Annotated in this window: 23 protein-coding genes and 2 pseudogenes; 17 read left to right on the top strand and 8 right to left on the bottom strand. The window is 63.0% G+C overall.

Annotation, left to right across the window (positions count from 1 at the left end; genetic code table 11):
* Positions 1 to 250: 250 nt before the first annotated feature.
* The gene (locus tag NKI35_RS26060) at positions 251 to 1,150 is read right to left on the bottom strand and encodes a LysR family transcriptional regulator (RefSeq protein ID WP_023693291.1); all 900 of its coding nucleotides are present in this window, start codon (positions 1,148 to 1,150) and stop codon (positions 251 to 253) included.
* 91 nt (positions 1,151 to 1,241) lie between these two features.
* On the opposite strand from NKI35_RS26060, the gene NKI35_RS26065 reads away from it, so the two are divergent.
* Positions 1,242 to 2,114 (top strand): aldo/keto reductase family oxidoreductase, encoded by an 873-nt coding sequence (locus tag NKI35_RS26065; protein ID WP_352741789.1) that lies wholly within the window; start codon positions 1,242 to 1,244, stop codon positions 2,112 to 2,114.
* A 200-nt stretch (positions 2,115 to 2,314) separates the two neighbouring features.
* On the opposite strand, the pseudogene NKI35_RS26070 reads toward NKI35_RS26065, so the two are convergent.
* A pseudogene (locus tag NKI35_RS26070) lies at positions 2,315 to 2,535 on the bottom strand (glycerophosphodiester phosphodiesterase family protein); the annotation flags it as partial.
* Between the two features lie 98 nt (positions 2,536 to 2,633).
* Between NKI35_RS26070 and speB the strand changes: the two are divergent.
* The 3 genes and pseudogenes from speB (at position 2,634) to NKI35_RS26085 (ending at position 5,491) form a co-directional block, all read left to right on the top strand.
* Positions 2,634 to 3,635 carry an agmatinase gene (gene speB, locus NKI35_RS26075; RefSeq protein ID WP_023669405.1) on the top strand — a complete coding sequence of 334 codons (1,002 nt, stop codon included), beginning with the start codon at positions 2,634 to 2,636 and terminating at the stop codon, positions 3,633 to 3,635.
* Between the two features lie 29 nt (positions 3,636 to 3,664).
* On the top strand, positions 3,665 to 4,591 hold the full coding sequence (gene argC / locus NKI35_RS26080; protein ID WP_352741790.1) for an N-acetyl-gamma-glutamyl-phosphate reductase: 927 nt from the start codon (positions 3,665 to 3,667) through the stop codon (positions 4,589 to 4,591).
* Between the two features lie 61 nt (positions 4,592 to 4,652).
* Positions 4,653 to 5,491, top strand: a pseudogene (locus tag NKI35_RS26085) (aminoglycoside phosphotransferase family protein).
* Between the two features lie 53 nt (positions 5,492 to 5,544).
* On the opposite strand, the gene NKI35_RS26090 reads toward NKI35_RS26085, so the two are convergent.
* The gene (locus tag NKI35_RS26090; protein ID WP_352741791.1) at positions 5,545 to 6,669 is read right to left on the bottom strand and encodes a COX15/CtaA family protein; all 1,125 of its coding nucleotides are present in this window, start codon (positions 6,667 to 6,669) and stop codon (positions 5,545 to 5,547) included.
* Between the two features lie 151 nt (positions 6,670 to 6,820).
* Between NKI35_RS26090 and NKI35_RS26095 the strand changes: the two genes are divergently transcribed.
* Complete coding sequence (locus NKI35_RS26095) at positions 6,821 to 7,036, top strand: DUF2842 domain-containing protein (protein ID WP_023669401.1); 216 nt, start codon at positions 6,821 to 6,823, stop codon at positions 7,034 to 7,036.
* A gap of 15 nt (positions 7,037 to 7,051) precedes the next feature.
* Here NKI35_RS26095 and NKI35_RS26100 read toward each other — a convergent pair whose 3' ends face one another.
* Positions 7,052 to 8,110, bottom strand: coding sequence for a polysaccharide deacetylase family protein (locus NKI35_RS26100; protein ID WP_352741792.1), 1,059 nt, complete (start codon positions 8,108 to 8,110; stop codon positions 7,052 to 7,054).
* Positions 8,111 to 8,201: 91 nt separating this feature from the next.
* On the opposite strand from NKI35_RS26100, the gene NKI35_RS26105 reads away from it, so the two are divergent.
* Positions 8,202 to 9,431, top strand: coding sequence for a GNAT family N-acetyltransferase (locus tag NKI35_RS26105; RefSeq protein WP_352460131.1), 1,230 nt, complete (start codon positions 8,202 to 8,204; stop codon positions 9,429 to 9,431).
* Between the two features lie 3 nt (positions 9,432 to 9,434).
* Here the strand turns inward: NKI35_RS26105 and NKI35_RS26110 are convergent, their stop codons facing one another.
* Entirely contained in the window at positions 9,435 to 10,145 is a 711-nt protein-coding gene (locus NKI35_RS26110) for a GntR family transcriptional regulator (protein WP_023669398.1), read from the bottom strand.
* 263 nt (positions 10,146 to 10,408) lie between these two features.
* On the opposite strand from NKI35_RS26110, the gene NKI35_RS26115 reads away from it, so the two are divergent.
* The 6 genes from NKI35_RS26115 to NKI35_RS26140 all read left to right on the top strand — a co-directional run bounded on the left by NKI35_RS26115 (position 10,409) and on the right by NKI35_RS26140 (position 16,394).
* On the top strand, positions 10,409 to 11,509 hold the full coding sequence (locus NKI35_RS26115; protein ID WP_352515016.1) for an ABC transporter ATP-binding protein: 1,101 nt from the start codon (positions 10,409 to 10,411) through the stop codon (positions 11,507 to 11,509).
* A 35-nt stretch (positions 11,510 to 11,544) separates the two neighbouring features.
* Positions 11,545 to 12,834 carry an ABC transporter substrate-binding protein gene (locus NKI35_RS26120; RefSeq protein ID WP_023682324.1) on the top strand — a complete coding sequence of 430 codons (1,290 nt, stop codon included), beginning with the start codon at positions 11,545 to 11,547 and terminating at the stop codon, positions 12,832 to 12,834.
* A gap of 237 nt (positions 12,835 to 13,071) precedes the next feature.
* Positions 13,072 to 13,983, top strand: coding sequence for an ABC transporter permease (locus NKI35_RS26125; RefSeq protein WP_023823251.1), 912 nt, complete (start codon positions 13,072 to 13,074; stop codon positions 13,981 to 13,983).
* Position 13,984: 1 nt separating this feature from the next.
* The gene (locus tag NKI35_RS26130) at positions 13,985 to 14,803 is read left to right on the top strand and encodes an ABC transporter permease (RefSeq protein WP_352538782.1); all 819 of its coding nucleotides are present in this window, start codon (positions 13,985 to 13,987) and stop codon (positions 14,801 to 14,803) included.
* Between the two features lie 2 nt (positions 14,804 to 14,805).
* Complete coding sequence (locus NKI35_RS26135) at positions 14,806 to 15,552, top strand: aspartate/glutamate racemase family protein (protein ID WP_352741793.1); 747 nt, start codon at positions 14,806 to 14,808, stop codon at positions 15,550 to 15,552.
* Between the two features lie 5 nt (positions 15,553 to 15,557).
* Complete coding sequence (locus NKI35_RS26140; RefSeq protein ID WP_023823254.1) at positions 15,558 to 16,394, top strand: GNAT family N-acetyltransferase; 837 nt, start codon at positions 15,558 to 15,560, stop codon at positions 16,392 to 16,394.
* Between the two features lie 98 nt (positions 16,395 to 16,492).
* Here the strand turns inward: NKI35_RS26140 and NKI35_RS26145 are convergent, their stop codons facing one another.
* Positions 16,493 to 18,709, bottom strand: coding sequence for a GumC family protein (locus NKI35_RS26145; protein WP_352741794.1), 2,217 nt, complete (start codon positions 18,707 to 18,709; stop codon positions 16,493 to 16,495).
* 264 nt (positions 18,710 to 18,973) lie between these two features.
* Here NKI35_RS26145 and NKI35_RS26150 point away from each other — a divergent pair, with 264 nt between their 5' ends.
* The 5 genes from NKI35_RS26150 (at position 18,974) to NKI35_RS26170 (ending at position 24,445) form a co-directional block, all read left to right on the top strand.
* Positions 18,974 to 19,537, top strand: a complete 564-nt coding sequence (locus NKI35_RS26150; protein ID WP_023669390.1) for a polysaccharide biosynthesis/export family protein — start codon at positions 18,974 to 18,976, stop codon at positions 19,535 to 19,537.
* Positions 19,538 to 19,544: 7 nt separating this feature from the next.
* Complete coding sequence (locus NKI35_RS26155) at positions 19,545 to 20,675, top strand: glycosyltransferase (protein WP_352511350.1); 1,131 nt, start codon at positions 19,545 to 19,547, stop codon at positions 20,673 to 20,675.
* Positions 20,676 to 20,760: 85 nt separating this feature from the next.
* Positions 20,761 to 22,296 carry an undecaprenyl-phosphate glucose phosphotransferase gene (locus NKI35_RS26160; RefSeq protein ID WP_352741795.1) on the top strand — a complete coding sequence of 512 codons (1,536 nt, stop codon included), beginning with the start codon at positions 20,761 to 20,763 and terminating at the stop codon, positions 22,294 to 22,296.
* Positions 22,293 to 23,537 (top strand): O-antigen ligase family protein, encoded by a 1,245-nt coding sequence (locus NKI35_RS26165; protein ID WP_352741796.1) that lies wholly within the window; start codon positions 22,293 to 22,295, stop codon positions 23,535 to 23,537. Before NKI35_RS26160 ends, NKI35_RS26165 begins: the two co-directional genes overlap by 4 nt.
* A 218-nt stretch (positions 23,538 to 23,755) precedes the next feature.
* On the top strand, positions 23,756 to 24,445 hold the full coding sequence (locus tag NKI35_RS26170) for an FkbM family methyltransferase (protein WP_245260854.1): 690 nt from the start codon (positions 23,756 to 23,758) through the stop codon (positions 24,443 to 24,445).
* A gap of 108 nt (positions 24,446 to 24,553) precedes the next feature.
* Here the strand turns inward: NKI35_RS26170 and NKI35_RS26175 are convergent, their stop codons facing one another.
* Together NKI35_RS26175 and NKI35_RS26180 are read right to left on the bottom strand one after the other, a co-directional pair.
* On the bottom strand, positions 24,554 to 25,561 hold the full coding sequence (locus NKI35_RS26175; RefSeq protein WP_352671424.1) for a glycosyltransferase family 8 protein: 1,008 nt from the start codon (positions 25,559 to 25,561) through the stop codon (positions 24,554 to 24,556).
* 23 nt (positions 25,562 to 25,584) lie between these two features.
* A complete protein-coding gene (locus tag NKI35_RS26180; protein WP_352741797.1) occupies positions 25,585 to 26,553 on the bottom strand; it encodes a glycosyltransferase family 8 protein in 969 nt (322 codons plus the stop codon).
* Positions 26,554 to 26,607 lie beyond the last annotated feature (54 nt).

A 26,607-nucleotide genomic window follows, 5' to 3' on the forward strand; every position in this document is an offset into this window, starting at 1 on the left:
CTCCATGCCTTGCGATATCGCTGGCGTGAGCCACCACGAAAGCGCAAGTTTCAGTCCATGCCAAAGCTATCTTAGCGCCTATGCCATCGAGGGGAGGTAGGGGTCACGGCAGTTTTGCCGCCCTGAACAATCACGAGGGTTCGGCTGACACCAAAACCCGACCATACGAGCGCGGCACCCTACCTCCCCTCGATGGGGAGGTCGGCGCGAAGCGGCGGGGGGGGTGATGGCGCCGGCCTCGGTTCAAGTCTCAGAACTTGCCGGCCTTGATGTAATCGATAAACGCCCGTAGCGGCGCCGGAACCAGACGCCGTCCGGGATAGTACAGAAATGGCCCGGGAAAGCTCTGCCACCACGGTTCGAGCACGGGCTCCAGGGCGCCGCTTTCGAAGTGGGGGCGAAGCCAGCCCTCGAAGAGAGCGACGATGCCGCTGCCGGCAATGGCCGCATGGACGGCAAGATCGCTCGCCCCGCCGATCCGCACGATCAACGGCCCCGTCGTGTCGACCCGCACCACCTCGCCGTCGCGCTCGAATTCCCACGGCAGCATCGCACCGCTGGCAAAACGACCGCGCAGACAAGCATGGCCAAGCAGGTCGCTCGGGTGCTGCGGCCGCCCATGGCGCTCGAGATAGGCGGGGCTGGCGCCAGTGGCGAAGCGCTGGACGCGCGGTCCGATCGGCACCGCGATCATGTCCTGCTCCAGTCGCTCGTCATAGCGGATGCCGGCGTCGCAGCCGGCCGCCAACACGTCGACGAAGTTCTCATCGGCGATGACCTCCAGCCGAATGCCGGGATAGGCGGCGAGGAAGCCCGGAACGATGTCGGGCAATATCAGCCGCGCGGCGCTGACCGGGACGTTGAGGCGCAGCGAACCGGCCGGCCTGTCGCGAAAGCCATTGACCACGTCGAGGGCCGCCTCCACCTCCGACAGCGCCGGGCCAAGCCTTCCCAAGAGGCTGAGGCCTGCGTCGGTTGGAACAACGCTGCGTGTGGTGCGGTTGAACAGCCTGACGCCGAGCTGCGTCTCCAGGCGGCGCACCGCTTCGCTCAGGCCCGACGCGCTGCCGCCGCCGGCGCGAGCCCCTTCGCGAAAACCGCCGGCACGCGCCACCGTCACGAAAGCATTCAGATCGCCAAGATCCATCATTGTTCGCCATTCCGCACAAGCTGTACGGATTGTACCTTATTATCCCAAGGTTGAGCAGCGTCTATCTTCGCCTCCTCAAAGGAGATCGACCATGTCCACCATCCAAAAATCCGGCACATTCACCCTCGGCAGCCACACCGTGAAACGGCTCGGCTACGGCGCCATGCAACTTGCCGGCCCGCACGTTTTCGGTCCGCCGAAAGATCGGGACGCGGCCATTGCTGTGCTGCGCGAAGCGGTGGCGTCCGGGGTCAACCACATCGACACCAGCGACTATTATGGCCCGCATGTCACCAACCAGCTGATCCGCGAAGCGCTGGCGCCCTATCCGCAAGACCTCGTCATCGTCACCAAGATCGGGGCGCGGCGCGGCAGCGACGGCTCCTGGCTGCCTGCCTATTCCGCCAAGGAACTAGAGCAGGCCGTGCACGACAATCTCAGGAATCTCGGCCTTGAGGTGCTGGATGTCGTCAATCTGCGCATCATGTTCGGGGTGATGGGTCCGGCCGAGGGCTCGATCGAGGCGCAGTTGACCGCGCTTGCCGAACTGCAGCGCAAGGGCCTGGTGCGCCATATCGGCCTGAGCAACGTCACCCCAGCGCAGGTCGAGGAAGGCCGTGGGATCGCCGAGATCGTCTGCGTGCAGAACCAGTACAATCTGGCGCATCGCGACGACGACGGGTTGATCGATGAACTGGCGCGCGCCGGTATCGCCTACACGCCGTTCTTCCCGCTCGGCGGTTTCAGCCCGCTGCAGTCGTCGACCTTGTCGGATGTGGCCGCGCGGCTCGGCGCCACACCCTTGCAGGTTGCGCTCGCCTGGCTGCTGCGCCGCTCGCCGAACATCCTGCTGATCCCGGGGACGTCGTCGATCGGGCATTTGAGAGAGAACCTGGCGGCGGCGGAGCTGGAGCTGTCGGCTGATGTGCTGAGGGAATTGGATGGGGTGGCGAAAGCGGCGTGAAGATTTTGCGGGCGGCGCTGTCACCCCACCCGCGCCTTCGGCGCGACCTCCCCATCGAGGGGAGGTAGGAGGTCGCGGCAGCCTTGCATGCCTCGCAATCGCTACGACTGTCGGAATCTAAAGCGCCAACGCCCTACCTCCCCTCGATGGGGAGGTCGGCGCGCAGCGCCGGGTGGGGTGATGGCGCCGACGTACGATTTCTAATTGATACTCGCCGTATTCGCGGCTCGGCCGGCTTCGCCTCATCCACATAGGGCACCCGAAACCCATTGGCCCCCAGCCAGCCAATCGCAGCCTTCGGTTCGTCGGTCTGGATGATGGTGGCGCCGCGTTCGGCCCAGAAACCGTGATCTCGGCCGAAAATGCCGGCCTGCACCGCCAGTTCATCGCCGCAGCCGCCGGAGAGGAAGCCGCCGGGCCTTGCGCCTTGGCTATACAAGTCCTTCGCCAAGCTGTGACTGGCATCTTGCGTGCCGGTTCTGTAGTTGTGGCAGCCCGATGAACAAAGAAGGACCCGTAATGGCGAACCAGACCATCGACAACGCGTTCACCGCCCGCTCCAAGACGGGGCCTTCCTTCGAGCCGACCTATGCCGGCGCGCTGTCGTTCATGCGGCGCAAATACACCAAGGATGCAAAGGGCGCGGACGCCGTCGTGTGGGGCATTCCGTTCGATGCCGCCGTCACCAACCGGCCGGGCGCGCGCTTTGGGCCGCAGGCGATCCGCCGCGCCTCGGCGATCCTCGACAACGACCCGCAATATCCGTTCTCGCGCGACCTGTTCGAGCATCTCGCCGTCATCGACTATGGCGATTGCCTGCTCGATTCGGGCAATCACCAGAAGACACCAGGCACGATCGAGCGCGAGGCGGCGAAGATCCTGAAATCGGGTGCCTTCCTGTTGTCGCTCGGCGGCGATCATTTCGTCACCTGGCCGCTGCTCAAGGCACATGCCGCCATCCACGGGCCGCTGGCGCTGGTGCAGTTCGATGCGCACCAGGACACCTGGCCTGACGATGGCAAGCGCATCGACCATGGTTCGTTCGTCGGCCGCGCCGTCAATGAAGGCATCATCGACCCCGACCGCTCGATCCAGATCGGCATCCGCACGCATGCCCCCGATACGTTCGGCATCAAGATCCTTTACGGTCACGAGATCGAGGAGATGCGGGCTTCCGACATCGCCTATGCGATCGTCGACCGCACCGGCGGCAGGAAGACCTATCTCACCTTCGACATCGACTGCCTCGACCCGGCCTTTGCGCCCGGCACCGGCACGCCGGTTGCCGGCGGACCGTCCTCGGCGAAAATCCTGTCGACGCTGCGCCAGCTCGGCCAGGTCGATATTGTCGGCGCCGACGTCGTCGAGGTTGCGCCGGCCTATGATCACGCCGATATAACGGCGATCGCCGGCTCGATGGTGGCCATGCACTATCTCGGCCTGGTGGCCGAGCGAAAAGCGCGGGCGGAAGAGCTGAACAGCGGCAACCATGGCGCGGCAAACCATGGCCAGGGCATATAGGCCTGAATTAGCAGGGAATTGACGGGCACATGAAACCGAAAATCTTCATCGATGGCGAACACGGCACCACCGGCCTGCAGATCCGGGCGCTGCTGGCCGAGCGCGGCGACCTCGAGATCATCTCGATCCCGGCCGAGCGCCGCAAGGAAACGGCGGCGCGCGCCGAGTTCCTCAATGCCGCCGATGTCGCCATCCTGTGCCTGCCGGATGCGGCTGCCAAGGAAAGCGTGTCGCTGATTGCCAACGACACCACCAAGGTGATCGACGCCTCCACGGCGCATCGCGTCGCCGAGGGCTGGGAATACGGTTTTGCCGAGCTGGACAAGGATCAGGCCAGGATCATCGCCAATGCGAAACGCGTCGCCAATCCCGGCTGCTGGCCGCAAGGGCCGATCGCGACGCTGCGGCCGCTGGTCGCCGCAGGCCTGCTGCCGCCGGATTTCCCGATCACCGTCAATGGCATTTCGGGCTATTCGGGCGGCGGCCGGCCGATGATCGAGGACTATGTCGCCAAGGGCGAGGATGCCTCTGAATTCCAGGTCTATGGGCTGACCCTGCAGCACAAGCATGTGCCGGAGCTGCGCACCTATGCGAAGCTGTCGCACGATCCGATCATGCAGCCGGCGGTCGGCAATTTCGCCCAAGGCATGATCACAGTGGTGCCGCTGCAGCTCGGCGGGCTCGACCATGTGCCGGCCGGCGCCGAACTGCACGCGGCAATCGCCGACCATTTTGCCGCCATCAAGGGCGGCGTGGTCGAGGTAGCTCCTTACGAGCACGTGGAGCGCCTGCCCGAGATCAATCCCGAGGTCTATAACGGCACCAACCGCATGAAGGTCTATGTCTTTGCCAATGACGACAGGGCGCAGGCGCTGCTGATTGCGGTCTATGACAATCTCGGAAAGGGCGCCTCGGGTGCTGCCGTTCAGAACATGGATCTGATGCTCGGCCTTTAATTCAGTTGGAGAGAGCATGTTGCCCGAAAACCGCTTAACACTTTTCGGCATCACGCTCTGAATGGACGCGCCTGCATTTCCAAAGCGCTGGAAGATCAGCGCGCCCGAGCTCATTGCCGAGACGTTTTCGAGCCGCATCTGGAAGGTGCGGCGTGAGGACGGCTCGCCGGCCATCGTCAAGGCGCTCAAATCATTCGACGATGTCGACGACGAGTTGCGCGGCGAGCACTATCTCGCATGGCGGCGCGGCGAAGGCGCGGTGCGGCTGCTTGGCCGGGACGGCCACCGCATGCTGCTGGAATATGCCGGCGACACCCTGCTTTCCGAAGTTCTGGCCAAAGAAGGCGACAACGCCGCGACCGCAATCGCGGCCGAGTTGATGGGGAGACTGTTCTCGCCCTCAAGACACCCTGCCCCGCCGGACCTGCAGCCGCTGCGGACACGGTTTGCCAGCCTGTTCAAAAAGGCCGGAGCGATCGCGACGCCGGAGAGCACAGCCTCTATGTCGAGGCCGCCGAAATCGCGGACCGGCTGCTCGATGCCCCGCATGCGGTCAAGCCGCTGCATGGCGATCTGCATCACGACAACATTTTGCACGGTGCGCGCGGCTGGCTGGCGATCGACCCGAAGGGCGTGCTCGGCGATCCCGGCTTCGACTCCGCCAATCTGTTCTACAACCCACTGGGGCGCGACGACCTCTGCCTCGATCCCGAGCGCATCGCGCATATGGCCGAGATCTTCGCCAGGACACTCGGCCAGACGCCGGCTGCCATTCTCGACCATGCCATCGCCTATGGCTGCCTGTCGGCCGCATGGCATCATGAGGACGAGAATGCGGTCGACGAGAACCGCGAGCTGTCGGTTGCGGGAGTGATCCGAAAGGTGCGGCTCAGCTTCTGACCGGCGCAGCCTCGCGCGTTAGACGTAGCGAGGCAGTTCGTTCGCGAAATAGATTATTGCGACGGCCAAGACACCGTAGACGATGTACCTGCGTTCATGGGCGGCCGCGTTGGCAGTGGATAGGCGCCCTTGTTGCCGCGCCAGTGGGCGGCGGCAAATCCCAGCAGGACAAGCGCGAAGGCCTGATGGGTCAGCGCCATGTGCAGCGGCACCTGCATCAGCAGCGTGCCGATGCCGATCGAGGCCTGCACCAGCACCAGCAGAAACAGCAGCGTTGCGCGGCGTGCGTGTGTCGTGCCCGGCAGCCGCCGGCGCGTCGCTATCATATGCCAGAGCGCGATGGCAAAGACCGTATAGGCGCCGAGCCGGTGGACGAACTGCACCGTCTTCGGGTTCTCGAAGAAATTGCGCCAGGCCGGCTCGAGCAGAAGCAAATCTGACGGGATCACCTTGCCGTCCATCAGCGGCCAGGTGTTGTAGCTCAGGCCGGCGTCGAGCCCTGCGACCAGGCCGCCGAGATAGATCTGGACCAGCACCAGCAGCACGATGAAGCCGGCCAGCCTTTGTGTCGGCCGGTCGGCGGCAGGCTCCGAATGCGGCGCCAGCCCGCGCGCGACCACCATGGTGGCGGTGAAGATCAGGGCGGCAAGCGTCAAATGCGTGGCCAGCCGGTACTGGCTGACGGAGACCCGGTCGATCAGGCCGGAGGCCACCATCCACCAGCCGATGGCGCCTTGCAGGCCACCAAGCAGCAGAATACCGACCAGCTTTGGCCCAAGGCCGCGCTCGATGCGGCGCGTCGCCCACAAGACCAGCAGCGGCAGGCCGAAGACCAGGCCGACACTGCGCGCCAGGATACGGTGCGCCCACTCCCACCAGAAGATCGATTTGAAGGCGTCCAGGCTCATGCCCTTGTTGAGCTCGGCATATTGCGGAATCTTCTGGTAGAGCTGGAACTCCTCCTGCCACTCGGCGTCGTTGAGCGGCGGTATCACGCCGTGGATCGGCTTCCACTCGGTGATCGACAGGCCGGAATTGGTGAGCCTGGTGGCGCCGCCGACCAGCACCAGCGCAAACAGCACCAGAAGCACGACATAAAGCCAGCCGCGCAGCAGAGCCCGGTTTTGCAGATCGCGATCGCGGTCAATGTAAGGCGCGGCGGCTGATATGGCGGCCATGGGTTGGTCCCGGCAGGTTGACGTGGCGGATTGGTGAACCATCGCAACCCGGCTGACAAGACCGGACGGCGCGGCACGCCGTCGCGCCGCAAGTCACGGGTTGCACGCGCGCCCGGTTGGGCCTAAGCGGAGGCGATCAACGAGAACGCTCATGCCCATCCGCCTGAAAAAGCTGATCGGAACCTTCCTACTGGTGGCGCTGGTCATCATCTATGCGCTGGTCGCGTCGATCATAGCGGTCGCGCAGCTGTCGCAATCCAGCCCGCTGGTGCATTTCCTGTTCTTCCTGTTCAGCGGCCTGTTCTGGGTGCTGCCTGCGATGGGCATCATCAAATGGCTGATCCTGGAGCCGCCGCCGAAAGGCTGAAGCGCCCGACCCAGGTTAGATGGTGACGACCATTTTGCCGGCATTGGCCAGCGGGGTCGTCACGCCCGACAACATGGTGCGGATATGGGCGACACTCTGGTAGCGGCCGTTGATCGAAATGCGCGGCAGCGCGTGCAGGAAGCCGGCATGCTCGGCGTGCAGCACGCCGTGGCGCGTGGTCACCGCCGAGGCGTAGCCGGCGTCGCGGGCAAAGCCCACTTCGCGGCAGCCGACAGCGCTGGCGTAACCATAGGGGTAAGCGAGATGACGGGGGTCTTCGCCGAGCTGCGCCTGCAGCTGGCGCCTGACGTCGACGATTTCATGGCGCGCATCGGCTTCGTCGAGCCGCTTCAGATTGCGGTGGTTGACCGTATGCGCGCCGATCGTCACCAGCCTGTGCCCGGCCACGGCGCGGATATCGTCCCAGGTCATTAGCGTGCTTGGGCGCAAGCCATCGAGGTCGATGCCGTTCGAGCGCGCCAGATCGCGCAGCACGGCGCGCTGATCCTCCTCGCGCACCTCGAGCGTCAGATAGGCATGCAGACGCGCATTGGCGTGGAGTTTCTTGCTGTGGGTCGAGCAGTCTATGGTCACCGGCCCCTTCGGCGTCGCCAGCGTCAAACGCTCCCGCGCGTTGACGATATCCTCGACCACGTCCCACCATAAATCGGCGCTGCCGTCGATCAGACCCGGCGCGACATAGATGGTGATCGGCGCGTCGTGCTTTTCCAGCACTGGCAGCGCTTCGGTCATGTTGTCGCGATAGGCGTCGTCGGCGGTGATGGTGGCGAACTGGCCGTCCTTGCCGCCGGCCTTGATGCGCTCGATCGCCTCGTCGAGGGTGACGAAGGCATAGCCCCTCGCCTTCATGTCGGCGACGAGAGCGTCGAGGAATCGCGGGGCGATGTTGAGGTGGCGGTTGACGCCGTCCGGCTTCTCCGGCGTGGCGGTGACCCGATGCAACATGAGGATTGCGCCAATGCCGCCGACGAACGGCTTGGCCAGCGGTGCAAGGCCGGTAAAGCGGGCGATATTAAGCGCCAGTTTCCGAACTGCCTCACCACCGTCGATCATTCATTCACCTTTTGCGCCTAGGCTCGATCCAAGCACGGAACGCGCCGACGCGAACTCCTGATCGCGACGAATACGCCTTAAGGATTGAGGTATGGTTGACGCCACCGCGTCATTTGACGGCAATCGGCTCGCCGCAAGCAAGGCGTCTGCGCGTGCGCCGGCTGCCGACCAGACCAGTCTGTCGGTGTCGATCGCAGATGCTGCCGCGCTCGCCTCTTACGGCGAATTCTGCCGTTCGGCGCTGTTTGCGCCGGCGCAAAGCGCGGCCTGGGTTCATGCCTGGACGGCGCAGGCCAATCCCGATGCGGTCGTCGCCACGCTGACAATCGAGGACAGGCCGGTCTTTGCACTGGCACTGGAAATCACGCGAACTGGTCCATTCCGCGTCGCCCGCTTCATGGGCGGGCGCCATGCCAACGGCAATTTCGCCGCCGCCGATCCGGCATGGCTGGCAAAGGCCGATGCCGGGGGGATCCGGAGGCTGGTGACGGCGATCGGCAAGGCGCGCCCCGACATCGATCTCGTTGCCTTGGAAAGGCTGCTCCCCGACCTCGATGGCGTTGCCAATCCGCTGGCGGCGTTCTCCAACTTTCCGAGCCCAAACCTGTCGCTCGCCGTCAATCTCGACGGTGGTTTCGATGTGCTGCTGTCGCGTGTGGGCGGCAAGCGCAAGCGCAAGAAGCACCGTTCGCAGACACGCAAGTTCGAGGCGGTCGGCAGTCATCGCCGCATCGAGGCGCAGACACCGGAAGACGTGAACCGGCTGCTCGACGCTTTCTTCGAGATGAAGGAGTTCCGCTTCGCCAAGATGGGCATCGCCAATGTCTTCGGCGAGCCGGAGGTGCGGGCTTTCTTCCGTGCCCTCTTCGCCGGCGCGCTGGCCGAGGAGAAACCGGCCTTTGTGCTGCATGGGCTCGAAGTGGCCGGCAAGCTGCGCGCAATCACCGGCTCGAGCCGCTCGGGCAAACGCCTGATCTGCGAATTCGGCGCCATCGCCGAGGACGATCTCGGCCACACCAGCCCCGGCGATTTCCTTTTCTTCGACATCATCGAGGAAGCCTGCCAAACAGGCTTCGATGTCTATGATTTCTCGGTCGGCGACGAGCCCTACAAGCGGCTCTGGTGCGATATCGAGACCAGGCATTTCGAGGTGCTGGCGCCCCTGACGCTGAAGGGACGCGCCCTGGCGTCGGCACTGCGGCAGGGCGCACGGGCGAAAACCTTCATCAAGAACAACCCGACGGTCTGGAAGCTGACCAAGATGCTGCGCCGCAAGGCCGTCGGACAGGCAGCGCCCGCTCCCGCGGACGACGAAAACTAGCCATCAGAAATTCAGCGCTTCGCGGAGCGCAGGGCCGGCCCTGACCCGCAGGTCGAGATCCGCCTCGATGTGGTCGATATGGTGCAGCATCAGCCGGCTCACCAACCCGCAATCGCCGCTTTCCAGCGCGCCGACCATTTCCGTGTGCTCACTGTGTCCGCAGGCCGACACGCCGGATCGTCCGTAAAGGGCGATCACCAGCGACGAACGCGCCACCAGCTCCTCCATGAAGCGCTGCAGGATGGCATTGCCGGCGACGGAGGCGAGCAGCAGATGGAAATCGCCCGACGCCTTGATTTCGGAGCGCCGGGCGGTTGGGCCGCGCTCGGCGATGAAGCGCCCTTCCTCGTCGAGCTGCGCTCGGAACGCAGCGATATCGGTGGCTGTGACCCGCCCGCAGGCGGCAATGGCGATGCCCGGCTCGATCAGCCGGCGCGATGCGAACACCTGGCGCGCTTCCTCGGGCGAAGGGTTGGCGACGAAGGCGCCACGGTTGCGCTCGGTACGCACCAGCCCCTCGAAGGACAGCATCTGCAGCGCCGCGCGCGCGACCGTGCGCGAGACGTCGAACAGCGTGCCGACCTCGCCTTCCGACAGCTTGGTGCCGGGCGTCAGCCGACGGTCAACGATGGCGTCCCGCAGATTGTCGCGAATCGCCTGGGCGCGATCCTGGTTGGCGCTGTCGGCGGAATGGATCTGATCGGCAATGTTCATGGCGATGATGGTTCCCAGCCTCTTCTAGCGCAACTCGTCGCCTGCACACGAGAGGCAAAGTGGACACGAAGCCAAAAAAGATTGCATACGATTCTTGCGCGGATCGCGCACAATCGCCCATTATTTGTGCAATGCACAAGATAGCCCACCGGCTAGGCAGTGGGCACGAATTCCGATTTTGCTGATGATTCAAACGCTTGGCCGAATCTCGCCGATTGGCACGCATAATGCATTGGTTGACGCGACCAAACGGGGAAGCCTGAATGTCCAAAGCCGCCGAGATCGACATCGTCTCCGTTTCGAAAGTGTACGGAACGACGACTGCCGTCGAGGCCATCAGCCTGAAGATACCGGCAGGCACCTATTGCTGCCTGCTTGGCCCCTCCGGCTGCGGCAAGACCTCGACGCTGCGCATGATCGCCGGCCATGAAAGCATTTCGTCGGGCGATGTCCGCCTCGGCAACATCGTCGTCACCGACCTGCCGCCGGCAAAGCGTGGCACGGCGATGATGTTCCAGTCCTATGCGCTGTTTCCGCATCTCGACCTTGTCGACAATGTCGCCTTCAGCCTGAAGATGAAGGGCGTCGACAAGGAGCAGCGCCGTGCCAAGGCGCTCGACATGCTCAAGCTGATGCAGATGGAGGCCTATGCGACGCGCCGGCCGGCGCAGCTTTCCGGCGGCCAGCAGCAGCGTGTTGCACTCGCCCGCGCTCTGATCACCGATCCCGAGGCGCTGCTGCTCGACGAGCCGCTGTCGGCACTCGACCCGTTCCTGAAGATACGCATGCGCGCCGAGCTGAAGAAATTGCAGACCTCTCTTGGCATCACTTTCGTCCACGTCACCCACAGCCAGGAAGAAGCCATGGCCTTGGCGGACCTGATCGTGGTGATGAATGACGGCCGCATCGAACAGGCGGCGCCGCCGCGAGATGTGTTCGAAAGGCCGGCCACCGCCTTCGTCGCGCGCTTCATGGGCGACCACAATGTCATCTCCGGCCGGGTCACCGGCGCGCGCGACGGCATGGTCGTCTTCGACGTCGATGGTGGCGCCTCGCTCGCCGCCCGCGGGCAAGGCCGGGAGGCGGGCCAGGAGGTTGGCACGCCGATCGACATCGCCATCCGCACCGACCATGTGCGCATCGGCGAAGCACCCTCTCCCGGCCTCGGCTTCACCGGCATCGTCTCCAACATCGAATATCGCGGCGCCACGGTGAAGCTGTCGGTCACCGGCGGCGGCATCGACGATTTCACCGTTATCATCGACGATTCCGACTTCTTCGCCAAACCCGTCGCCCTTGGCGACGCCGTACCGCTCGCCTGGGATTCCGAGGACGCCATCGTCCTCGGCCGCCTTCATTCATGAATTCAACGAAGCAAAACAAAAACAGGGGAATAGGAATGACAAAAACAGTAGAAACAAAGACCGGAATTTCGCGCCGTTCGTTGCTCAAGACAGGTGCGGCCGCCGTCGGCCTCGCCGCAGGCTCGGGCGCCATTACAGGCTTCCCGACCATCTGGGCGCAGTCCAACATCACGCTGCGCCAGTTCGGCACCGGCGTGTCGAACCTGAACGCGATCGCCGACAAGTGCAAGGCCGACCTCGGCATCACGCTGGAAATGACGGCGACCGATTCGGACGCGGCCGCCCAGCGCGCCGTGACCCAGCCCGACAGCTATGACATCGCCGACATCGAATACTGGATCTGCAAGAAGGTGTTCCCGAGCGGCGTGCTGCAGCCGATGGATGTCAGCAAGCTGAAATACTACGACGAACTGGTGCCGTTGTTCAAAACCGGCAAGCTGACGCCCGACAGCATCATTGCCCAGGGCACCGCGCCGCACACGGTCGGCTATGTCGAAGCGCAGGACTCAAAGACCTTCGCCAAGGCGCCGACCAAGTGGTTCACCATGGTGCCGACGATCTACAACGCCGATACGCTAGGCATCCGGCCCGACCTCGTCGGCCGCGACATCACCACCTGGGCCGACATCATGGACCCGGCCTTCAAGGGCAAGACCGCGATCCTTAACATCCCGTCCATCGGCATCATGGATGCGGCCATGATCATGGAGGCCACAGGCAGCATCAAATATGCCGACAAGGGCAACATGACCAAGGAAGAGATCGACAAGACGATCGACTTCCTCATCAAGGCCAAGCAGGCCGGCCAGTTCCGCGCCTTCTGGAAGTCGTTCGACGAGAGCGTCAATCTGATGGCATCGGGCGAAGTGGTCATCCAGTCGATGTGGTCGCCGGCCGTCGCCGCCGTCCGCTCCAAGGGCATCGCCTGCCGCTTCCAGCCGCTCAAGGAAGGCTACCGCTCATGGGGCGGCGGCCTTGGCCTTGCCGCCCATCTCAAGGGCGCCGAGCTCGACGCCGCCTACGAATACATCAACTGGTATACGTCGGGCTGGGTCGGCGGCTATCTCAACCGCCAGGGCTACTATTCCGCCAATATGGTCTCGGCCAAGAAGTTCATGTCCGAGGACGAATGGGGCTACTGGATCGAAGGCAAGCCGGCCAAGGGCGAGATCAAGGCGCCGGACGGCACCGTCATGGAAAAGGCCGGCGCCGTGCGCGACGGCGGCTCGTTCGAAGAGCGTATGGGCAAAGTCGCCTGCTGGAACTCGGTCATGGACGAGGACCGCTACATGGTGAAGCGCTGGAACGAGTTCATCGCCGCGTAGAGCGGACGCGTTCACTGTGATGTTGCGATCCTTCGCGCCCCCCTCTGTCCTGCCGGACATCTCCCCCACTTGGGGGGAGATTGGCAGCGTCATGGCCGGCTCTTCGTTAGCAACGTTAGAGTTTGGCGAAGGCCGTTATGAGAGTTCGATCTCCCCCCTCGTGGGGGAGATGTCCGGCAGGACAGAGGGGGGCGCGAAGGATCGCAAGTCATCGCGATCACGCGGAGGATTTTCCCAATGACAGTCGCGCTCGAACGCCCCGCCATCGCAGCAGCCAAGCCCGCCAGACGCCGGCGCTTCTCCATCAGTGCCGTCACGCCCTACCTCCAATCGGCGCCGCTGGCGCTCATCCTCGGTGCGTTCCTGCTCTTGCCAATCATCATGATCGTCGTCGTCTCCTTCTGGGATTATGACTTCGCCGCCATGTATCCGGATTTCCTGACGACGAACTATTCCGACGTGCTGGGATCATGGGTCACCTGGAAGACCTATCTCAACACCATCAAATTCGCTGCCATCGTCTGGGCTCTGACCTTGTTCATCGGCTTCTGGGTCGCCTATTTCCTCGCCTTCCATATCCGCACCACCGCCATGCAGATGGTGCTGTTCCTTGTCTGCACGGTGCCGTTCCTGACCTCCAACATCATCCGCATGATCTCGTGGATCCCGGTGCTTGGCCGTAACGGGTTGATCAACTCGACGCTGGTGCAATTGGGGCTGGTGCCAAAACCCATCGAATGGCTGCTCTATTCGGAATTCGCCGTGGTGCTGGCCATGGTGCATCTCTACACGCTGTTCATGGTAACGCCGATCTTCAACACGCTGATGCGCATCGACCGCTCGCTGGTCGAGGCCGCGCGCGATGCCGGCGCGTCCGGCTGGCAGGTCTTGTGGAACGTCGTCATCCCGCTGGCCAAGCCCGGCATGGCGATCGGCACCATCTTCGTCGTCACGCTGGTGATGGCCGATTTCTCCACCGTGCAGGTGATGTCGGGCGGCCAGAGCGCGTCGGTCGCACTGATGATGAAGAACCAGATGTCGCTGCTGCAGTATCCCGCAGCCGCCGCGAATGCCGTGGTGTTGCTGGTGTTGGTGCTCTTGATGGTCGCCGGCATCCTGCGCATCGTCGACATCCGCAAGGAGCTTTGAGGTGAGCCACGAAAAACGCACCCTCGAATTCTATGTGCTTGCGGCCTTCTTCACTCTGTTCGTGCTGTTCCTCTACGGCCCGCTATCGGCGATCCTGATCCTTTCTTTCCAAGGCGAGACCGGCGGCCTCACCTTCCCGCTCAATGGCGTGTCGCTGCACTGGTTCGCCAATCTGTTCGAGCGCCAGGCGGTCGGCGATTTCGGCGGCAGCTTCAAGCGCTCGCTCGTGCTCGGCCTCATGGTGATGATCGTCACCGTCGTCGTGTCGCTGCTGGCAGGGCTCGCTTTCCGGCAAAAATTTCGCGGCGCCACCGCTTTGTTCTACCTGGCGGTCGCCAGCCTCGTCGTACCCTCGATCATCATTTCGCTCGGCATCGGCGTCGTCTTCCAGCAGGTCGGCTTCCGCCCGGCCTGGTACACCTCGGCCTTCGGCGCGCACCTAACCTGGACCTTGCCCTTCGGCGTGCTCATCATGTTCGCCGTCTTCAACCGCTTCTCGCCCGCCTATGAGGAAGCCGCGCGTGACCTGGGCGCCAACTCCTGGCAGACCTTTGCCCATGTCGTGCTGCCGATGATCGCGCCGAGCCTGATCGGCGTCGGCCTGTTCGGCTTCACGCTGTCCTATGACGAGTTCGCCCGCACGCTGATGACGTCGGGCACCTTCAACACGCTGCCGCTCGAGATCTACGGCATGACCACCAATGTCACGACGCCGGTGCTCTACGCGCTGGGAACGGTGACCACCGTGTTCTCCTTCCTGGTGATCCTGGCCACACTGGGCGCCATCCTCTATGTCGGCCGCAAGCGGGCCAGGGTTTGATTGTGCGGATACTGGTGGTGAATCCCAACACGACGGCGAGCATGACCGAGACGATCGCGGCGGCGGCGCGCGCCGTTGCCGGCGCCGGGACCGAGGTGATCGCGGTCACCTCCTCGATGGGTCCGGCCTCGATCGAGGGCTATTATGACGAGGCATTGGCCGTGCCCGGCCTTTTGATGGAGATCGCCTCCGGCGAACGCGCCGGGGCGCAGGCCGCCATCATCGCCTGCTTCGACGATACCGGCCTGGATGCGGCACGCGCCATGGCCTCCATTCCGGTCATCGGCATCTGCGAGGCCGCACTCAGTGTCGCCTCCTACATTGCCCAGCGCTTCACAGTGGTGACGACCACCGAACGCTCGCGTGTCCCTGTCGAGGGGCTGGTGCAGCGCTACGGCATGGCCGGGCGTGCCCGCGTGCGCGCCGCCGACATTCCCGTACTCTCGCTTGAAGACGCTGCTTCCGGCGCTGTCGAGAAACTGCGCGCCGAGATCGCCCGCGCCATAGCGGAAGACCGCGCCGAGGCCATCGTGCTCGGCTGCGCCGGCATGGCCGACCTGGCACACCGGTTGCAGCAAGAGTTCGACCTGCCCGTCATCGACGGCGTCGGCGCCGCCCTCAAACAGGCCGAGGCGCTGATCGCATTGGGCCTGTCGACCTCGAAGCGCGGCGCCTATGCCAGTCCGCTGGCCAAGCCCTATCGCGGCGTGCTGAAATCCTTCTCGCCGGGGGTGATCGCCGCGGAGTGAACGCTATGAAGCCTACCGTCCGCGCATTGTCTCCGCCGGAACTGACCGTTCTCATCGACTGGGCGGCGGCTGAAGGCTGGAACCCTGGCCTTGATGATGCCGCCGCGTTCCGGCCAACCGATCCTGAAGGGTTCATCGGCGCTTTTGTCGACAACGAGATGACCGCCGCCATCTCGGCTGTCGCCTATGGCGGCAACTTCGGTTTCATCGGTCTCTACATCTGCCGACCAGACATGCGCGGCAAAGGCCATGGCAAAGCAGTCTGGAATGCGGGCATGGCCAGGCTGGCCGGCCGAACGGTCGGCCTCGACGGCGTCGCCGCGCAGCTGGCGAATTATCGCCGCACCGGTTTTAACTCGGCATACGAAACCATCCGCTTCAGCGGCCGTATCGCGACCCCGCCAGTCCGAAGCGAAGGTGTGCGCATGATAACCACGCAACTCGTGCCCGACATCATCGCCTATGACGCCCGCTGTTTCCCCGCGCCTCGACGAGCCTTCCTGCACCGCTGGGCGCAGCCGCCGCATTGCGGGTTCGCCGCGATCAGTTCACTCGGCACCATAGGCTACGCCGTGGCTCGTCCCTGCCGTTCGGGTTACAAGATCGGCCCGCTGTTTGCCGACGACACCGAGACGGCGATGCAGCTCATGGGCAGTCTGGCTGCCGCATGCGAAGGTGGCGACCTGCATATCGACGTTCCTGCCGAAAATTTCGATTTCACCACGGCGCTTTCAGCAATTGGTTTCAGGCCGACCTTCACCACCACGCGCATGTACAAGGGCCCGCCTCCGAAGGTCGACTCGCGCCGAATATTTGGCGTGACGACCCTGGAGTTGGGGTAGATCCCGGCGCCGGCTGACAGGCTTGGTTTTTCGGGAGCCGGCGGGCGATGGACGAGCCGATCCGTAGTAGCGCCGCCTAAGTCGAATTGTCTGATGTCTCAGGCGGCGCTACGTCGTCCCGGCACGGGGTTACCCGGCGTCTCGTGGCCGATCGGCGTCACCAGAGTGAGGTCGGGATAGCCGCTTTCGATCAGCTCGACGGCGGCCTGCGCCACCTCATCGTCCGCCTGCAGCATGGACATGAAGACCTCGGTGCTGTCGCCGACCAGTCGGCTGATGCCTTGCGCATCGGCCGGTCCGCATTCGACGATGACCAGATCATAGGCGGTGGTCAGCGACTGCATGATGATCGGCAGCCGGTCGGCGGCGCGCATGGCGCGCACCGGATCGGCGGTGCCGACGGGAACGACGTGGCAGTCCGAATAGAGGTCGGCGTGGATGACGTCGCTGAACTGCGCTTCCGAAGCCAGCAGATTGGTGATGCCGGGGAAAAGTCCGCTGTCCAGCATCGGCCGCGACGCCGCGCCCGATGCGGTCAGATCGAGCAGCAGCACGCGCAGGCCGGCGTCGGAGACTTCGCGCGCTACCAGCACTGCCGAGGCCGCGGCCTCATCGCCTTCGGGCGAGACGAAGATGGCGCGCGCAGCACCGCTGGCGATCAGCTTCTCCGCCGCCTTCTCGACATCGATCTCGCCAAGGCTGGAGCGGACAGGTTCAGGTTCGGCTTGCGGTTCGGAACCGGCGATCGCTGCGTCCTCCTGCACTGCAGGAGCCGGCTCGGGCTTTGGCGCCAGTTCAGACTCCATGGTCGTCGGCTGATCGTCCACTTCCACGACCTCAGGAGCCGGTTCCGGGTCGACGACCGGCGCCGACATTGCCGGCATCGCAACCTGCTCGATGCGCTCGAAGCGGACGCCTGGAGCCGGACGCATGGCGCGGCCCGAGAACAGCTCCTGCAGAAGCGTGATGACCGACATCAGCAGCAGCGAGCCGACGAAGGCAGCGCCGACGATCGGGACGAGTTTGGGGAAATAGGGTTCCGACGGCACGCGCGCCTCGGAAAACACGCTGGCATCGACCGGCAGGTAATTCTTGCGCGAGGACACTTCGCGGAAGCTCGCCATATAGGATTCAAGCTGCTGGCGCCGGACGTTCGCCTCACGCTGCAGCGCATCCAGCTGGACCTGCTCCTCGCCGGCGCGCGACGACGCCGCTTTCAGCTTGTTGACGTCCGATATCAGCTGGTTTTCGCGCGCCTGGGCGGTCTGCGCCTGCGTCAGCAACCCGCGCATGATTTTTTGCGCCTCGTTGCGGATCTGGCCGTCGAGATCGGCAAGCTGCGACCTCATCGCCCGCAGGCGGGGATGGTTGTCGAGCAAGGTGGTGGAAAGATCGGCGATGTTGGTTCTGAGCTCGATCTGACGCTCACGCAGCCGCTGGATCAGATCGGAAGACAGCACTTCGGGTACAGCGTCCAGCGAACCGCCATTCTGCAAAGCCTGGCGCACCCTTTCGGCCGTTGCCTCGGCCGAAGCGCGGCTGGCGCGCACACGCGACAGTTCGGTCGATAGCTCGGACAATTGCTGTGTCGCCAGCACCGAATTGTTGCCAGCCATCAACAGGTCCGACTGGGCGGAGCGGAAGGCCGCGACCTTGGCCTCTGCATCCCTGACCTGCTTCTGCAGCTCGTCGATCTCCGGCCCGAGGAAGGCGGTCGCGGCGGCGTTCGACTTGGTCTTGGCATCCGCCTGGTAGGCCAGGTAGGCCTTGGCAATGGCGTTCGGAATGTCGGCGGCAAGCTGGGGATCTTCAGAGGAAAATTCGACGGCGATGACGCGGGTCTTCTCCACGCCATAGACGTTTAGCTTGTCGCGCATTTTAGTCAGCACGCGCTCTTCGAGCGGAATCTCTGCCGGATCACTTTTCAGTCCGGCAATGACAAGAAGTCGGGCTACCGGCGACATGCCGAGCGCATCGTTGAACTCGGGCTTGTCGCCCAGATGCAGATTGCCAGCCACCTTATTGAGAATGTCGGACGAGGAAATGACCTGAACCTCGGTTGCTACACCTTCCGCATCGAGCACAGGTTTGTCGTCTTCATTGGTACCGGCAGGCCGCGTATAGGCCGATTCGCTCAACTGGATTTTCAGCTGCGTCGTAGCCTTGTAATGCGGCGTGGCAAGCCACGCGAACGCGAAGGCGAGACCAGTGACGAGAACCGTGATCACAAGAATGCGCAGCCAGTTCCGCGCCAGGCTGGCGAAGAGCTGTCTCAGGTCGACATCGACATCTGCGGCCGCGGACTGGTCGGACATGCATTCCTGCTCCGGACATGAGGCTAGATGGTAGCGTAAACAACTATGGTAACTCAGCCGTTAAGATCGCGGTAAGCAGCTGTTAGGGTTTGCTGACATCCGGTAAACAAAGCCAGCAAAACTATACGGCTTTTTGTCGATTGCCGCCAAATCGGCCGCGTCCCTTTACCGGCCATTAACCCTAACAGGATGATAACGAACCCAGATCCTTAAGGTTTGCCGCCGTGTCCTGGCGGCCATAGCGACGAAGGTGTGTGTCCGATCATGAAAAGCGCTGCTGGTCTGTTTCGCGCTCTGCTGGCCGTGTCGATGCTCGCCGGCTGCTCCAGCTACCGGCCGACGCCGGCGGCCTTCCACGAGGTACTCGACCAGCCCTATCGGCTCGGCGCCGGCGACCGTGTCCGCGTCACCGTGTTCGAACAGGACGGTCTGACCAACACCTACAGTGTCGATCAGTCCGGCTACATGTCCTTCCCGCTGGTCGGCGCGGTGCCGGCGCGTGGCCACACGGCCCAGCAGCTGGAAAAAGCGCTCGCCGACAAACTGCGCCAAGGCTATCTGCGCGACCCCGACGTGTCGGTCGAAATCGATCGCTACCGGCCGATCTTCGTCATGGGCGAAGTGGGCGCCGCCGGCCAGTATTCCTACGTGCCGGGCCTCACCGTGCAGAAGGCCATCGCGATTGCCGGCGGTTTCTCGCCGCGCGCCAACCAGGAAAGCGTCGACATCACCCGCGACATCAACGGCAAGGTGATGACAGGCCGGGTGGTTACCTCCGATCCGCTGCTGCCGGGCGACACGGTCTACGTTCGCGAACGCCTGTTCTGACATCAACGTGGCGGACCAGCTCAGGATCGTCCACTGCTTTCGCTCACCCGTCGGCGGGATCTTCCGGCATGTGCGCGACCTGACGGAGGCCCAGCTCGCCGCCGGACATGCTGTCGGCATCGTCTGCGATTCGACCACCGGCGGCCAATACGAGGAACGCCTGTTCGACCAGATGAAGGACAGCCTGGCGCTCGGTATCCATCGCACGCCGATGCAGCGCCATGTCGGACCGGGCGACCTCGCCTCCGCTTGGCGTACCTATCGAATCATCAAGGAATTGCGGCCTGACGTGTTGCACGGGCACGGCGCCAAAGGTGGCGCCTATGCCCGTCTGTTCGGCTCATTGTTGCGGGTATCAAGGTCTCGCGTAGCCCGCCTTTATTCGCCGCATGGCGGCTCCCTCCACTATGACGAAACGACGACCACCGGAAAGCTGTTCTTCGCGCTGGAGCGCTTCATGGGGCGCTTCACCGATTGCCTGCTGTTCGTCTCCGACTATGAGCGGCGCACCTATCGCAGGAAGGTCGGCGAGCCGCCTATCCCGAACACGCTGGTCTATAACGGCCTGCGCGCCGCCGAATTCGAGCCGGTGGTCACACAGCCCGACGCAGCCGACCTGCTCTACATCGGCATGATGCGCGACCTCAAAGGGCCTGACATTTTCATCGACGCGCTGGTGCTGGCCGGGTCCCAGCTTGAGCGCCGCTTGACCGCGGTCATGGTCGGCGATGGCGACGACCTGCCGCGCTACCATGCGCAGGTGAAACGGCTGGGCCTCGAAAAACAGGTCCGCTTCTTGCCGCCTATGCCAGCCAGGGAGGCCTTTGCACTGGCCGACCTCGTGGTTGTGCCGTCGCGCGCGGAAGCCATGCCCTATATCGTGCTGGAGACGCTGGCCGCAGGCAGGCCGATGATCGCCACGGCCGTCGGCGGCATTCCCGAAATCTTCGGTGAGGGATCCCCTGCCCTGATCCGTCCCGATCCGCGCCAACTCGGCGACAAGGTGGGTGAAGCGCTGCGCGATCTCGACGCCTACCGGCGCGTCATGCCCGATACCGCCAGCCTCAAGGCGCGATTCGGCGCCGATGTGATGGCCGCCGAAATCGAAAAGGCCTATTTCGCCGCGCTCAACAGATAGACGACCGTCCAAAACCACAAGTTGTCTCAAGGTTTTTTTAGCTCTCTTTCTGCTATCGTCATCGCGGAAGCTTGTGGGAAACCCGATGAACGAGACCGACCCCACGCGCCGCTTTTCGGCCGATGCGGTGCGCAAATTCGACAGTCCTGCCGAGAGCCCCACGCCCGGCGGCATGAACAGTGTTGCCCGCCAGGTCGCCTCGCAATACCGGCGCGATACGATGTCGCCGGTCATGGTCAGCGGCGTATTGCGCATCGGCGAATTCGGCTTGCTGTTCCTGTCGGGGCTCGCGCTCTACTTCCACTTTGTCGGCTTCTTCAACTATCTCGCCTGGCAATATCCGCTGACCATTGCCGCGGCGTCATTCGTGGCCGTGGTGCTGCTCGACGTCAGCGATTGCTACCAGATCTCCGTCTTGATGCGACCGATCTCCAATCTCGGCCGCGTGCTGATGGTCTGGGCCGGCACCTTCGCGCTGATGGCGCTGACGGCCTTCATCATGAAAATGTCGGAGGATTATTCGCGTCTGCTGTTCGGCACCTGGTTTGTCGTCGGCCTGCTTCTGCTGTTCGGCCTCAGGCTGGTGATGTCGAAGCTGATCCGGCGCTGGGCGCGCAACGGCCGCATGGAACGGCGCGCCGTCATCGTCGGCGGCGGCAAGGCGGCCGAGATGCTGATCCGCTCGGTCGAGAAGCAGCCAGACAACGACATCCGCATCTGCGGGATCTTCGATGACCGCGGCGACAAGCGCTCGCCGCCGATCGTGGCCGGCTATCCCAAGCTCGGCACCATTTCGGAGCTGATGGAATTCGCCCGCATCGCGCGCATCGACATGCTGATCGTGTCGCTGCCGCTGACTGCCGAAACGCGCGTGCTGCAACTGCTGAAGAAGCTCTGGGTGCTGCCGGTCGACATCCGGCTCTCGGCGCATTCCAACGCGCTGCAGTTTCGCCCGCGCGCCTATTCCTACATCGGCTCGGTGCCGATGCTCGACATCTTCGACAGGCCGATCAACGACTGGGATTCGGTCGCCAAGCGCGCCTTCGACATCGTCTTCTCGCTGATCGGCATCATCCTGTTTTCACCGGTGATGCTGGCGACTGCCATCGCCATCAAGCTCGACAGCAAGGGTCCGGTGCTGTTCAAGCAGAAGCGGCACGGCTTCAACAACGAGATCGTCGAGGTCTACAAATTCCGCTCCATGTACACCGACCGCTCGGACCCGAGCGCCAAGCAGACGGTGACCAAGAACGATCCGCGCGTTACCCGCGTCGGCCGCTTCATCCGCAAGAGCTCGATCGACGAGCTGCCGCAGTTCTTCAACTCGCTGTTCGGCACGCTGTCACTGGTTGGCCCGCGCCCGCATGCGATTGCCGCGCAGTCGCACAACCTTCTCTACAATGAGGTGGTCGACGGCTATTTCGCCCGCCACAAGGTCAAGCCCGGCGTTACCGGCTGGGCGCAGATCAATGGCTGGCGCGGCGAGATGGACACCAATGAGAAGATCCGCATGCGCACGGAATACGACCTCTATTACATCGAGAACTGGTCGATGCTGTTCGATCTGCGCATCCTGGTCATGACGCCGCTGCGGCTGCTCAACACGGAAAACGCCTATTGAGCGCGATTTCCCATGATTTGTCGCAGGCTGCGGTCAATGCCAAGCTGATCGCGCTGATATCCTCGGGCGCGGTGTTTTTCGGCGTCTTCCTGTCAGGCTTCGTCATCGACGAGCCGGCGCCTTACGATCTTTTCATGGTCGGGCTGATCGCGGTGTGGGGGCTGTTTGGACTGCGCATATCGCGTGCCGCCGCGCCGCTGCTCGTGCTGCTGATCACGATGAACATCGGCGGCATGATTGCCATGACGCAGATGGCCGATCTCGCCAACACACCGCTCTATCTCGCCGTGTCGCTTTTTCTCGCTTTCACCGCGGTGTTCTTCTCGTCGGTGACTGCGGTGCAGCCCGGCCTCTACCGGCTGATCTTCATCGCCTATGTCGTCTCCGCATTGGTGACCTCGCTGCTCGGCATTGCCGGCTATTTCCACGCTTTCCCGGGCGCTGAAATCTTCACCAGATACGACCGCGCCCAGGGCGCCTTCCAGGATCCGAACGTGTTCGGGCCGTTCCTGGTGCTGCCCGGCATCTATCTGCTCTATCTCCTGTTGACCGGCTCGATCGCGCGCATGCCGCTTCTGGCGGTGCCGCTGCTGATCATCACCGCCGGCATTTTCTTCTCCTTCTCGCGCGGCGCCTGGGGCATGTTCGCCGTCTCGGCCATCCTGCTCACCGGCGCCCTGTTCCTGCAAAGCAACAGCGGCAAGTTCCGGCTGCGCGTCATCATCATGAGCATTGCCGCCGTCACCCTGCTGGTGGTCGCCATGGTCGTCATCCTGCAGCTGCCCGGCGTCGGCGAGATGTTTTCCAGCCGCGCCCAGCTCGAACAGAGCTACGACACGGCGCGCCTTGGCCGCTTTGCCCGCTACACGATCGGCTTCGAGATGGCGCTCGAACATCCGCTCGGCATCGGCCCGCTGGTGTTCGGCACCATTTTCGGCGAAGACACGCACGACATCTGGCTGAAGACGCTGATGGATTATGGCTGGCTCGGCTTCGTCTCGTTTCTGTCGCTGACGCTGTGGACGATCGCGGCCGGCTTCCGCATCCTTTTGCGCGACCGGCCGTGGCAGCCCTATCTGCTCTGCGCCTACGTCGCTTTCGTCGGCAATATCGGGCTCGGCACATTCATCGATATCGACCACTGGCGCCATGTCTACCTGCTGCTCGGCCTGATCTGGGGCGCGATCGCGCTGGAATACAGGCATCAGCGCGGGTTGCGGGCGGTGGCGCAACCGAGGTAGCCGAGTAATCCTAAAGGACAGGAACAGCCGCGCACGCCAATACCGGGGTTGTGCAGGCCCTCGCAGGCTTTGATCTGCTTGCTCCAACCCCTGGTCGAATTGAGCACGGTTGCCGGCGGCGCATTTATGTTGTGATGGTGGGAAAACGTGGCTAAACGCGACTGACAAAATTCCAATTGAGTTGGCGTGCTTGCCGGGCTGGATAATATTCCGGGTTGGTGGGCGCCACTAATCTGACGGGCGTGGTTATGCTGAGGGAAAGCTATTTCGAATTCATGCTGCGCTGGTACGCGTATCGCCGATGGCACAGGCCCCCGCGGCGTGTGCGGCAGGCCGAATACGACTTCCATCAGCTTATGAAAAAGCTTCCCGCCGATAGTCTGTTCATCGATCTCGGCGCCAATATTGGCGACGTCACGGGACATGTACTAGCCTATGGGATGCGGGTGATTGCTTTCGAGCCTGACCCTGTTGCTCGCCAGATTTTGACGAAAAGGTTTGGCAACAACGACCGGGTGACGATCATTCCGAAGGCTGTTGGTGGATCAGCGCGAGCGGCCACATTCCATCAGAGGCCGGACGTCAGCGATCTCCGCAGGACCGAATCGTCGTCCCTGATCCAGACACACGAACACACGAACGGGAAAAGCTTTGAAGTTGAGGTGGTTGACCTGGTGCAGTTCCTGCAAGGTCTCCATGAGCCGATCGCCATCGTCAAGATGGACATAGAAGGGGCCGAAGCGGAATGCATCGAAGCCATGCTGGACGCCAGCATTCACCGTTCGATTGGACAAATCCTGGTCGAGACACATGAACGGTTCTCGCCAGACCTGGCCGACCGGATCGGCAAGCTGCGGGGCCGGATCGCGCAGGAAGGCATCCGCAACATCAATCTGGATTGGAGCTAAGTATCGGCTCGGCCTTGAGCGTGCTAGCCGGAGGGCATCAACCAGCGAGGCAATAGACTTATCGAGGAAGATTGGCGGGAGGAACCGCGTCCGGCGGAGCGTCAAGTTCTATCTGGCTATGCCAGCTACCCGTTCGGGGTATTGCACGGCCAACATCGAATTGTCCGCATGGCTGGCAAAGATGGCGCTGACCTTTTCGGCGTCGAACCGCGCCCGTCGCTTGCGCTTCTCGTCGTTCAGCAAAATCCCGCTGATGGCGTCGAACTTGCGGCCGAGGTTTTTCAATATGCCTCTCTTGATCGGCCAGTTGCTGTTGAAACGGCCGGCCCAGGGCGTGCCTTTCGCCAGATCACGATAGATCGCCATGGCGCCGACCTCGACACCGATCGGCGGACGGTCCCAGGGCTTGCCCCAGGCGAAGTGGCGGGCGTAGCAGCGGCTGAAAGAAATCTGGCTGGTGTAGTTGGTCATCACGTTCCAGAACGGGTGCATCGTCTGCCACCTGCCCTCGAAAGCCACGTTCAATGCACCTTGATCCATCCCGTAAACCTGCTCGGAGGCCAACTGCCGGGTACGCTCCAGAAGCCCCTCCTGCCTGACCAGTGGCATGTTGAACACCAGCACGCCGGCATTGAACTTCGGCGCGCCTGGCTGCATCGGTAAATGCTGTCGATACTTTACGTCGAAATAGGTCTGCTCATCGTGTGCGGCCAGCAGCGGAGCGTTGAGCGGGACGTTGCAGAGGTCTTCTATCGATCTGTTGAAAAGCACATCGGCGTCGGAATAGGCGATGCGGTCATATGGTTCGAACTCCGGCAATTGATCGGCAAACAGCCTGATGTAGGTCGCAAGGGTTGGGTGCGTTCCGCGGTTGAAGTTTGTCGCTTCCATGAATTTCGTGACATCCAGGATGCGGATCTTCCCACCGAGCAGACGCTCTCCGATAGCTCGGTCTTCGTTGGAGATGACACCGGTGTGCAAAATAAAGCCGTCGAGGTGGTCCGACACATTCAGCACGCGGCGCGCCGCCAGGCTGGCATACGGGAAATACCTCTGGTCGGTGGCGAAAAAGAAACACGATTTTTGCGGCATGCTACAACCTGTTGCCTGACCCATTCGCGAGAGCTCCGTTGCGGGTCTCAGGCGAAACCACCGAGTACTTCCGGAAACTGCACAGCCATCGCCCCGGCGTCAGCATGCTCGGCATATATCTTATGCACCTTGCTGCCGTCGTACCGTGCGCGCCGCCGATACCGGTCCTTGTTCGGCAACATCCCCATGATACCGTCGAACCTTCGGGCGAACCGCCTCATGACGCCCCGCTCGAAGGGAATACGCTGCCGGAAGGGCTCAAGCCATGGCGTATCCCTTGCCAGATCGCGCCAGACGGCAAGCGCCTCGGGCTCCACGTCGACCTGGCTTCCCCAGGGCTTGCCGCCGGCGAAATGCCGCGCATAGGCTTGCGCGAACCGAAACTCCTTCGTATCGTTGGACATCAAATTCCAGTTCGGGTGCATCGTCTGCCACTTGCCCTCGAAGACGATGTTCAGCGCGTTCTGATCGTTCATTTGCCCGGCAACGGCAACATCTCTGGCGCGGTGCAAAAGTCCCTGTTGACGCACCGGCGGCATGTTGAAGACGATGATGCCGGCGTTGAAATAAGGCGCCCCCGGCTGCATCGACAGTTTGTTCCGATAGCCCGGGCGGAAATACATGTAATCGTCGTGAGCGGCCAACAACGGAGCATGAAGTGTCTGGCCCACCAGGTCGGCGATATCTCGATTGAACAGAACATCACAATCGACATGGGCGATGCGGTCATAGTCCGCGAACTGAGGCAGTTGGTCGGCGAAAAGCCGAACAAAAGTGCCGACATTGCTTGGCCGGAAAGTATGGCCAGCCTCCGCAAACAGCCCCGAAACGTCCATTATGCGAAGACGGTTCGTCAGCAGGCGTTCAGCAACACGCATATCGGCATCGCGTGCGCCGACATGCAGAATGAATCCCGGTGTTGCCTCTCCCGAAACATCCAGAATTCTGCGCGCCGCCAAGCATGCATACGGAAAATAATTGGCGTCGGCCGCCAGAAAAAAACAGGAATTTGCCACGCGCAATCCTTCGTATCGATACTGCGCGAGCCATATCGCCTTGGCGTTGCGGCG

The organism is Mesorhizobium sp. M0676 (assembly GCF_040320535.1).
In the GTDB taxonomy this organism is placed as follows: domain Bacteria; phylum Pseudomonadota; class Alphaproteobacteria; order Rhizobiales; family Rhizobiaceae; genus Mesorhizobium.

What these genes read in the sequence shown, in the direction of transcription:
- NKI35_RS26125 (WP_023823251.1), top strand. Translation starts at nt 13,072, where the DNA reads ATGACAGTCGCGCTCGAACGCCCCGCCATCGCAGCAGCCAAGCCCGCC.
- NKI35_RS26120 (WP_023682324.1), top strand. Translation starts at nt 11,545, where the DNA reads ATGACAAAAACAGTAGAAACAAAGACCGGAATTTCGCGCCGTTCGTTG.
- NKI35_RS26145 (WP_352741794.1), bottom strand. Translation starts at nt 18,709, where the DNA reads ATGTCCGACCAGTCCGCGGCCGCAGATGTCGATGTCGACCTGAGACAG.
- NKI35_RS26060 (WP_023693291.1), bottom strand. Translation starts at nt 1,150, where the DNA reads ATGATGGATCTTGGCGATCTGAATGCTTTCGTGACGGTGGCGCGTGCC.
- NKI35_RS26065 (WP_352741789.1), top strand. Translation starts at nt 1,242, where the DNA reads ATGTCCACCATCCAAAAATCCGGCACATTCACCCTCGGCAGCCACACC.
- NKI35_RS26090 (WP_352741791.1), bottom strand. Translation starts at nt 6,669, where the DNA reads ATGGCCGCCATATCAGCCGCCGCGCCTTACATTGACCGCGATCGCGAT.
- NKI35_RS26175 (WP_352671424.1), bottom strand. Translation starts at nt 25,561, where the DNA reads ATGGGTCAGGCAACAGGTTGTAGCATGCCGCAAAAATCGTGTTTCTTT.
- NKI35_RS26115 (WP_352515016.1), top strand. Translation starts at nt 10,409, where the DNA reads ATGTCCAAAGCCGCCGAGATCGACATCGTCTCCGTTTCGAAAGTGTAC.
- NKI35_RS26105 (WP_352460131.1), top strand. Translation starts at nt 8,202, where the DNA reads ATGGTTGACGCCACCGCGTCATTTGACGGCAATCGGCTCGCCGCAAGC.
- NKI35_RS26150 (WP_023669390.1), top strand. Translation starts at nt 18,974, where the DNA reads ATGAAAAGCGCTGCTGGTCTGTTTCGCGCTCTGCTGGCCGTGTCGATG.
- NKI35_RS26100 (WP_352741792.1), bottom strand. Translation starts at nt 8,110, where the DNA reads ATGATCGACGGTGGTGAGGCAGTTCGGAAACTGGCGCTTAATATCGCC.
- NKI35_RS26160 (WP_352741795.1), top strand. Translation starts at nt 20,761, where the DNA reads ATGAACGAGACCGACCCCACGCGCCGCTTTTCGGCCGATGCGGTGCGC.
- NKI35_RS26140 (WP_023823254.1), top strand. Translation starts at nt 15,558, where the DNA reads ATGAAGCCTACCGTCCGCGCATTGTCTCCGCCGGAACTGACCGTTCTC.
- NKI35_RS26095 (WP_023669401.1), top strand. Translation starts at nt 6,821, where the DNA reads ATGCCCATCCGCCTGAAAAAGCTGATCGGAACCTTCCTACTGGTGGCG.
- speB (WP_023669405.1), top strand. Translation starts at nt 2,634, where the DNA reads ATGGCGAACCAGACCATCGACAACGCGTTCACCGCCCGCTCCAAGACG.
- argC (WP_352741790.1), top strand. Translation starts at nt 3,665, where the DNA reads ATGAAACCGAAAATCTTCATCGATGGCGAACACGGCACCACCGGCCTG.
- NKI35_RS26110 (WP_023669398.1), bottom strand. Translation starts at nt 10,145, where the DNA reads ATGAACATTGCCGATCAGATCCATTCCGCCGACAGCGCCAACCAGGAT.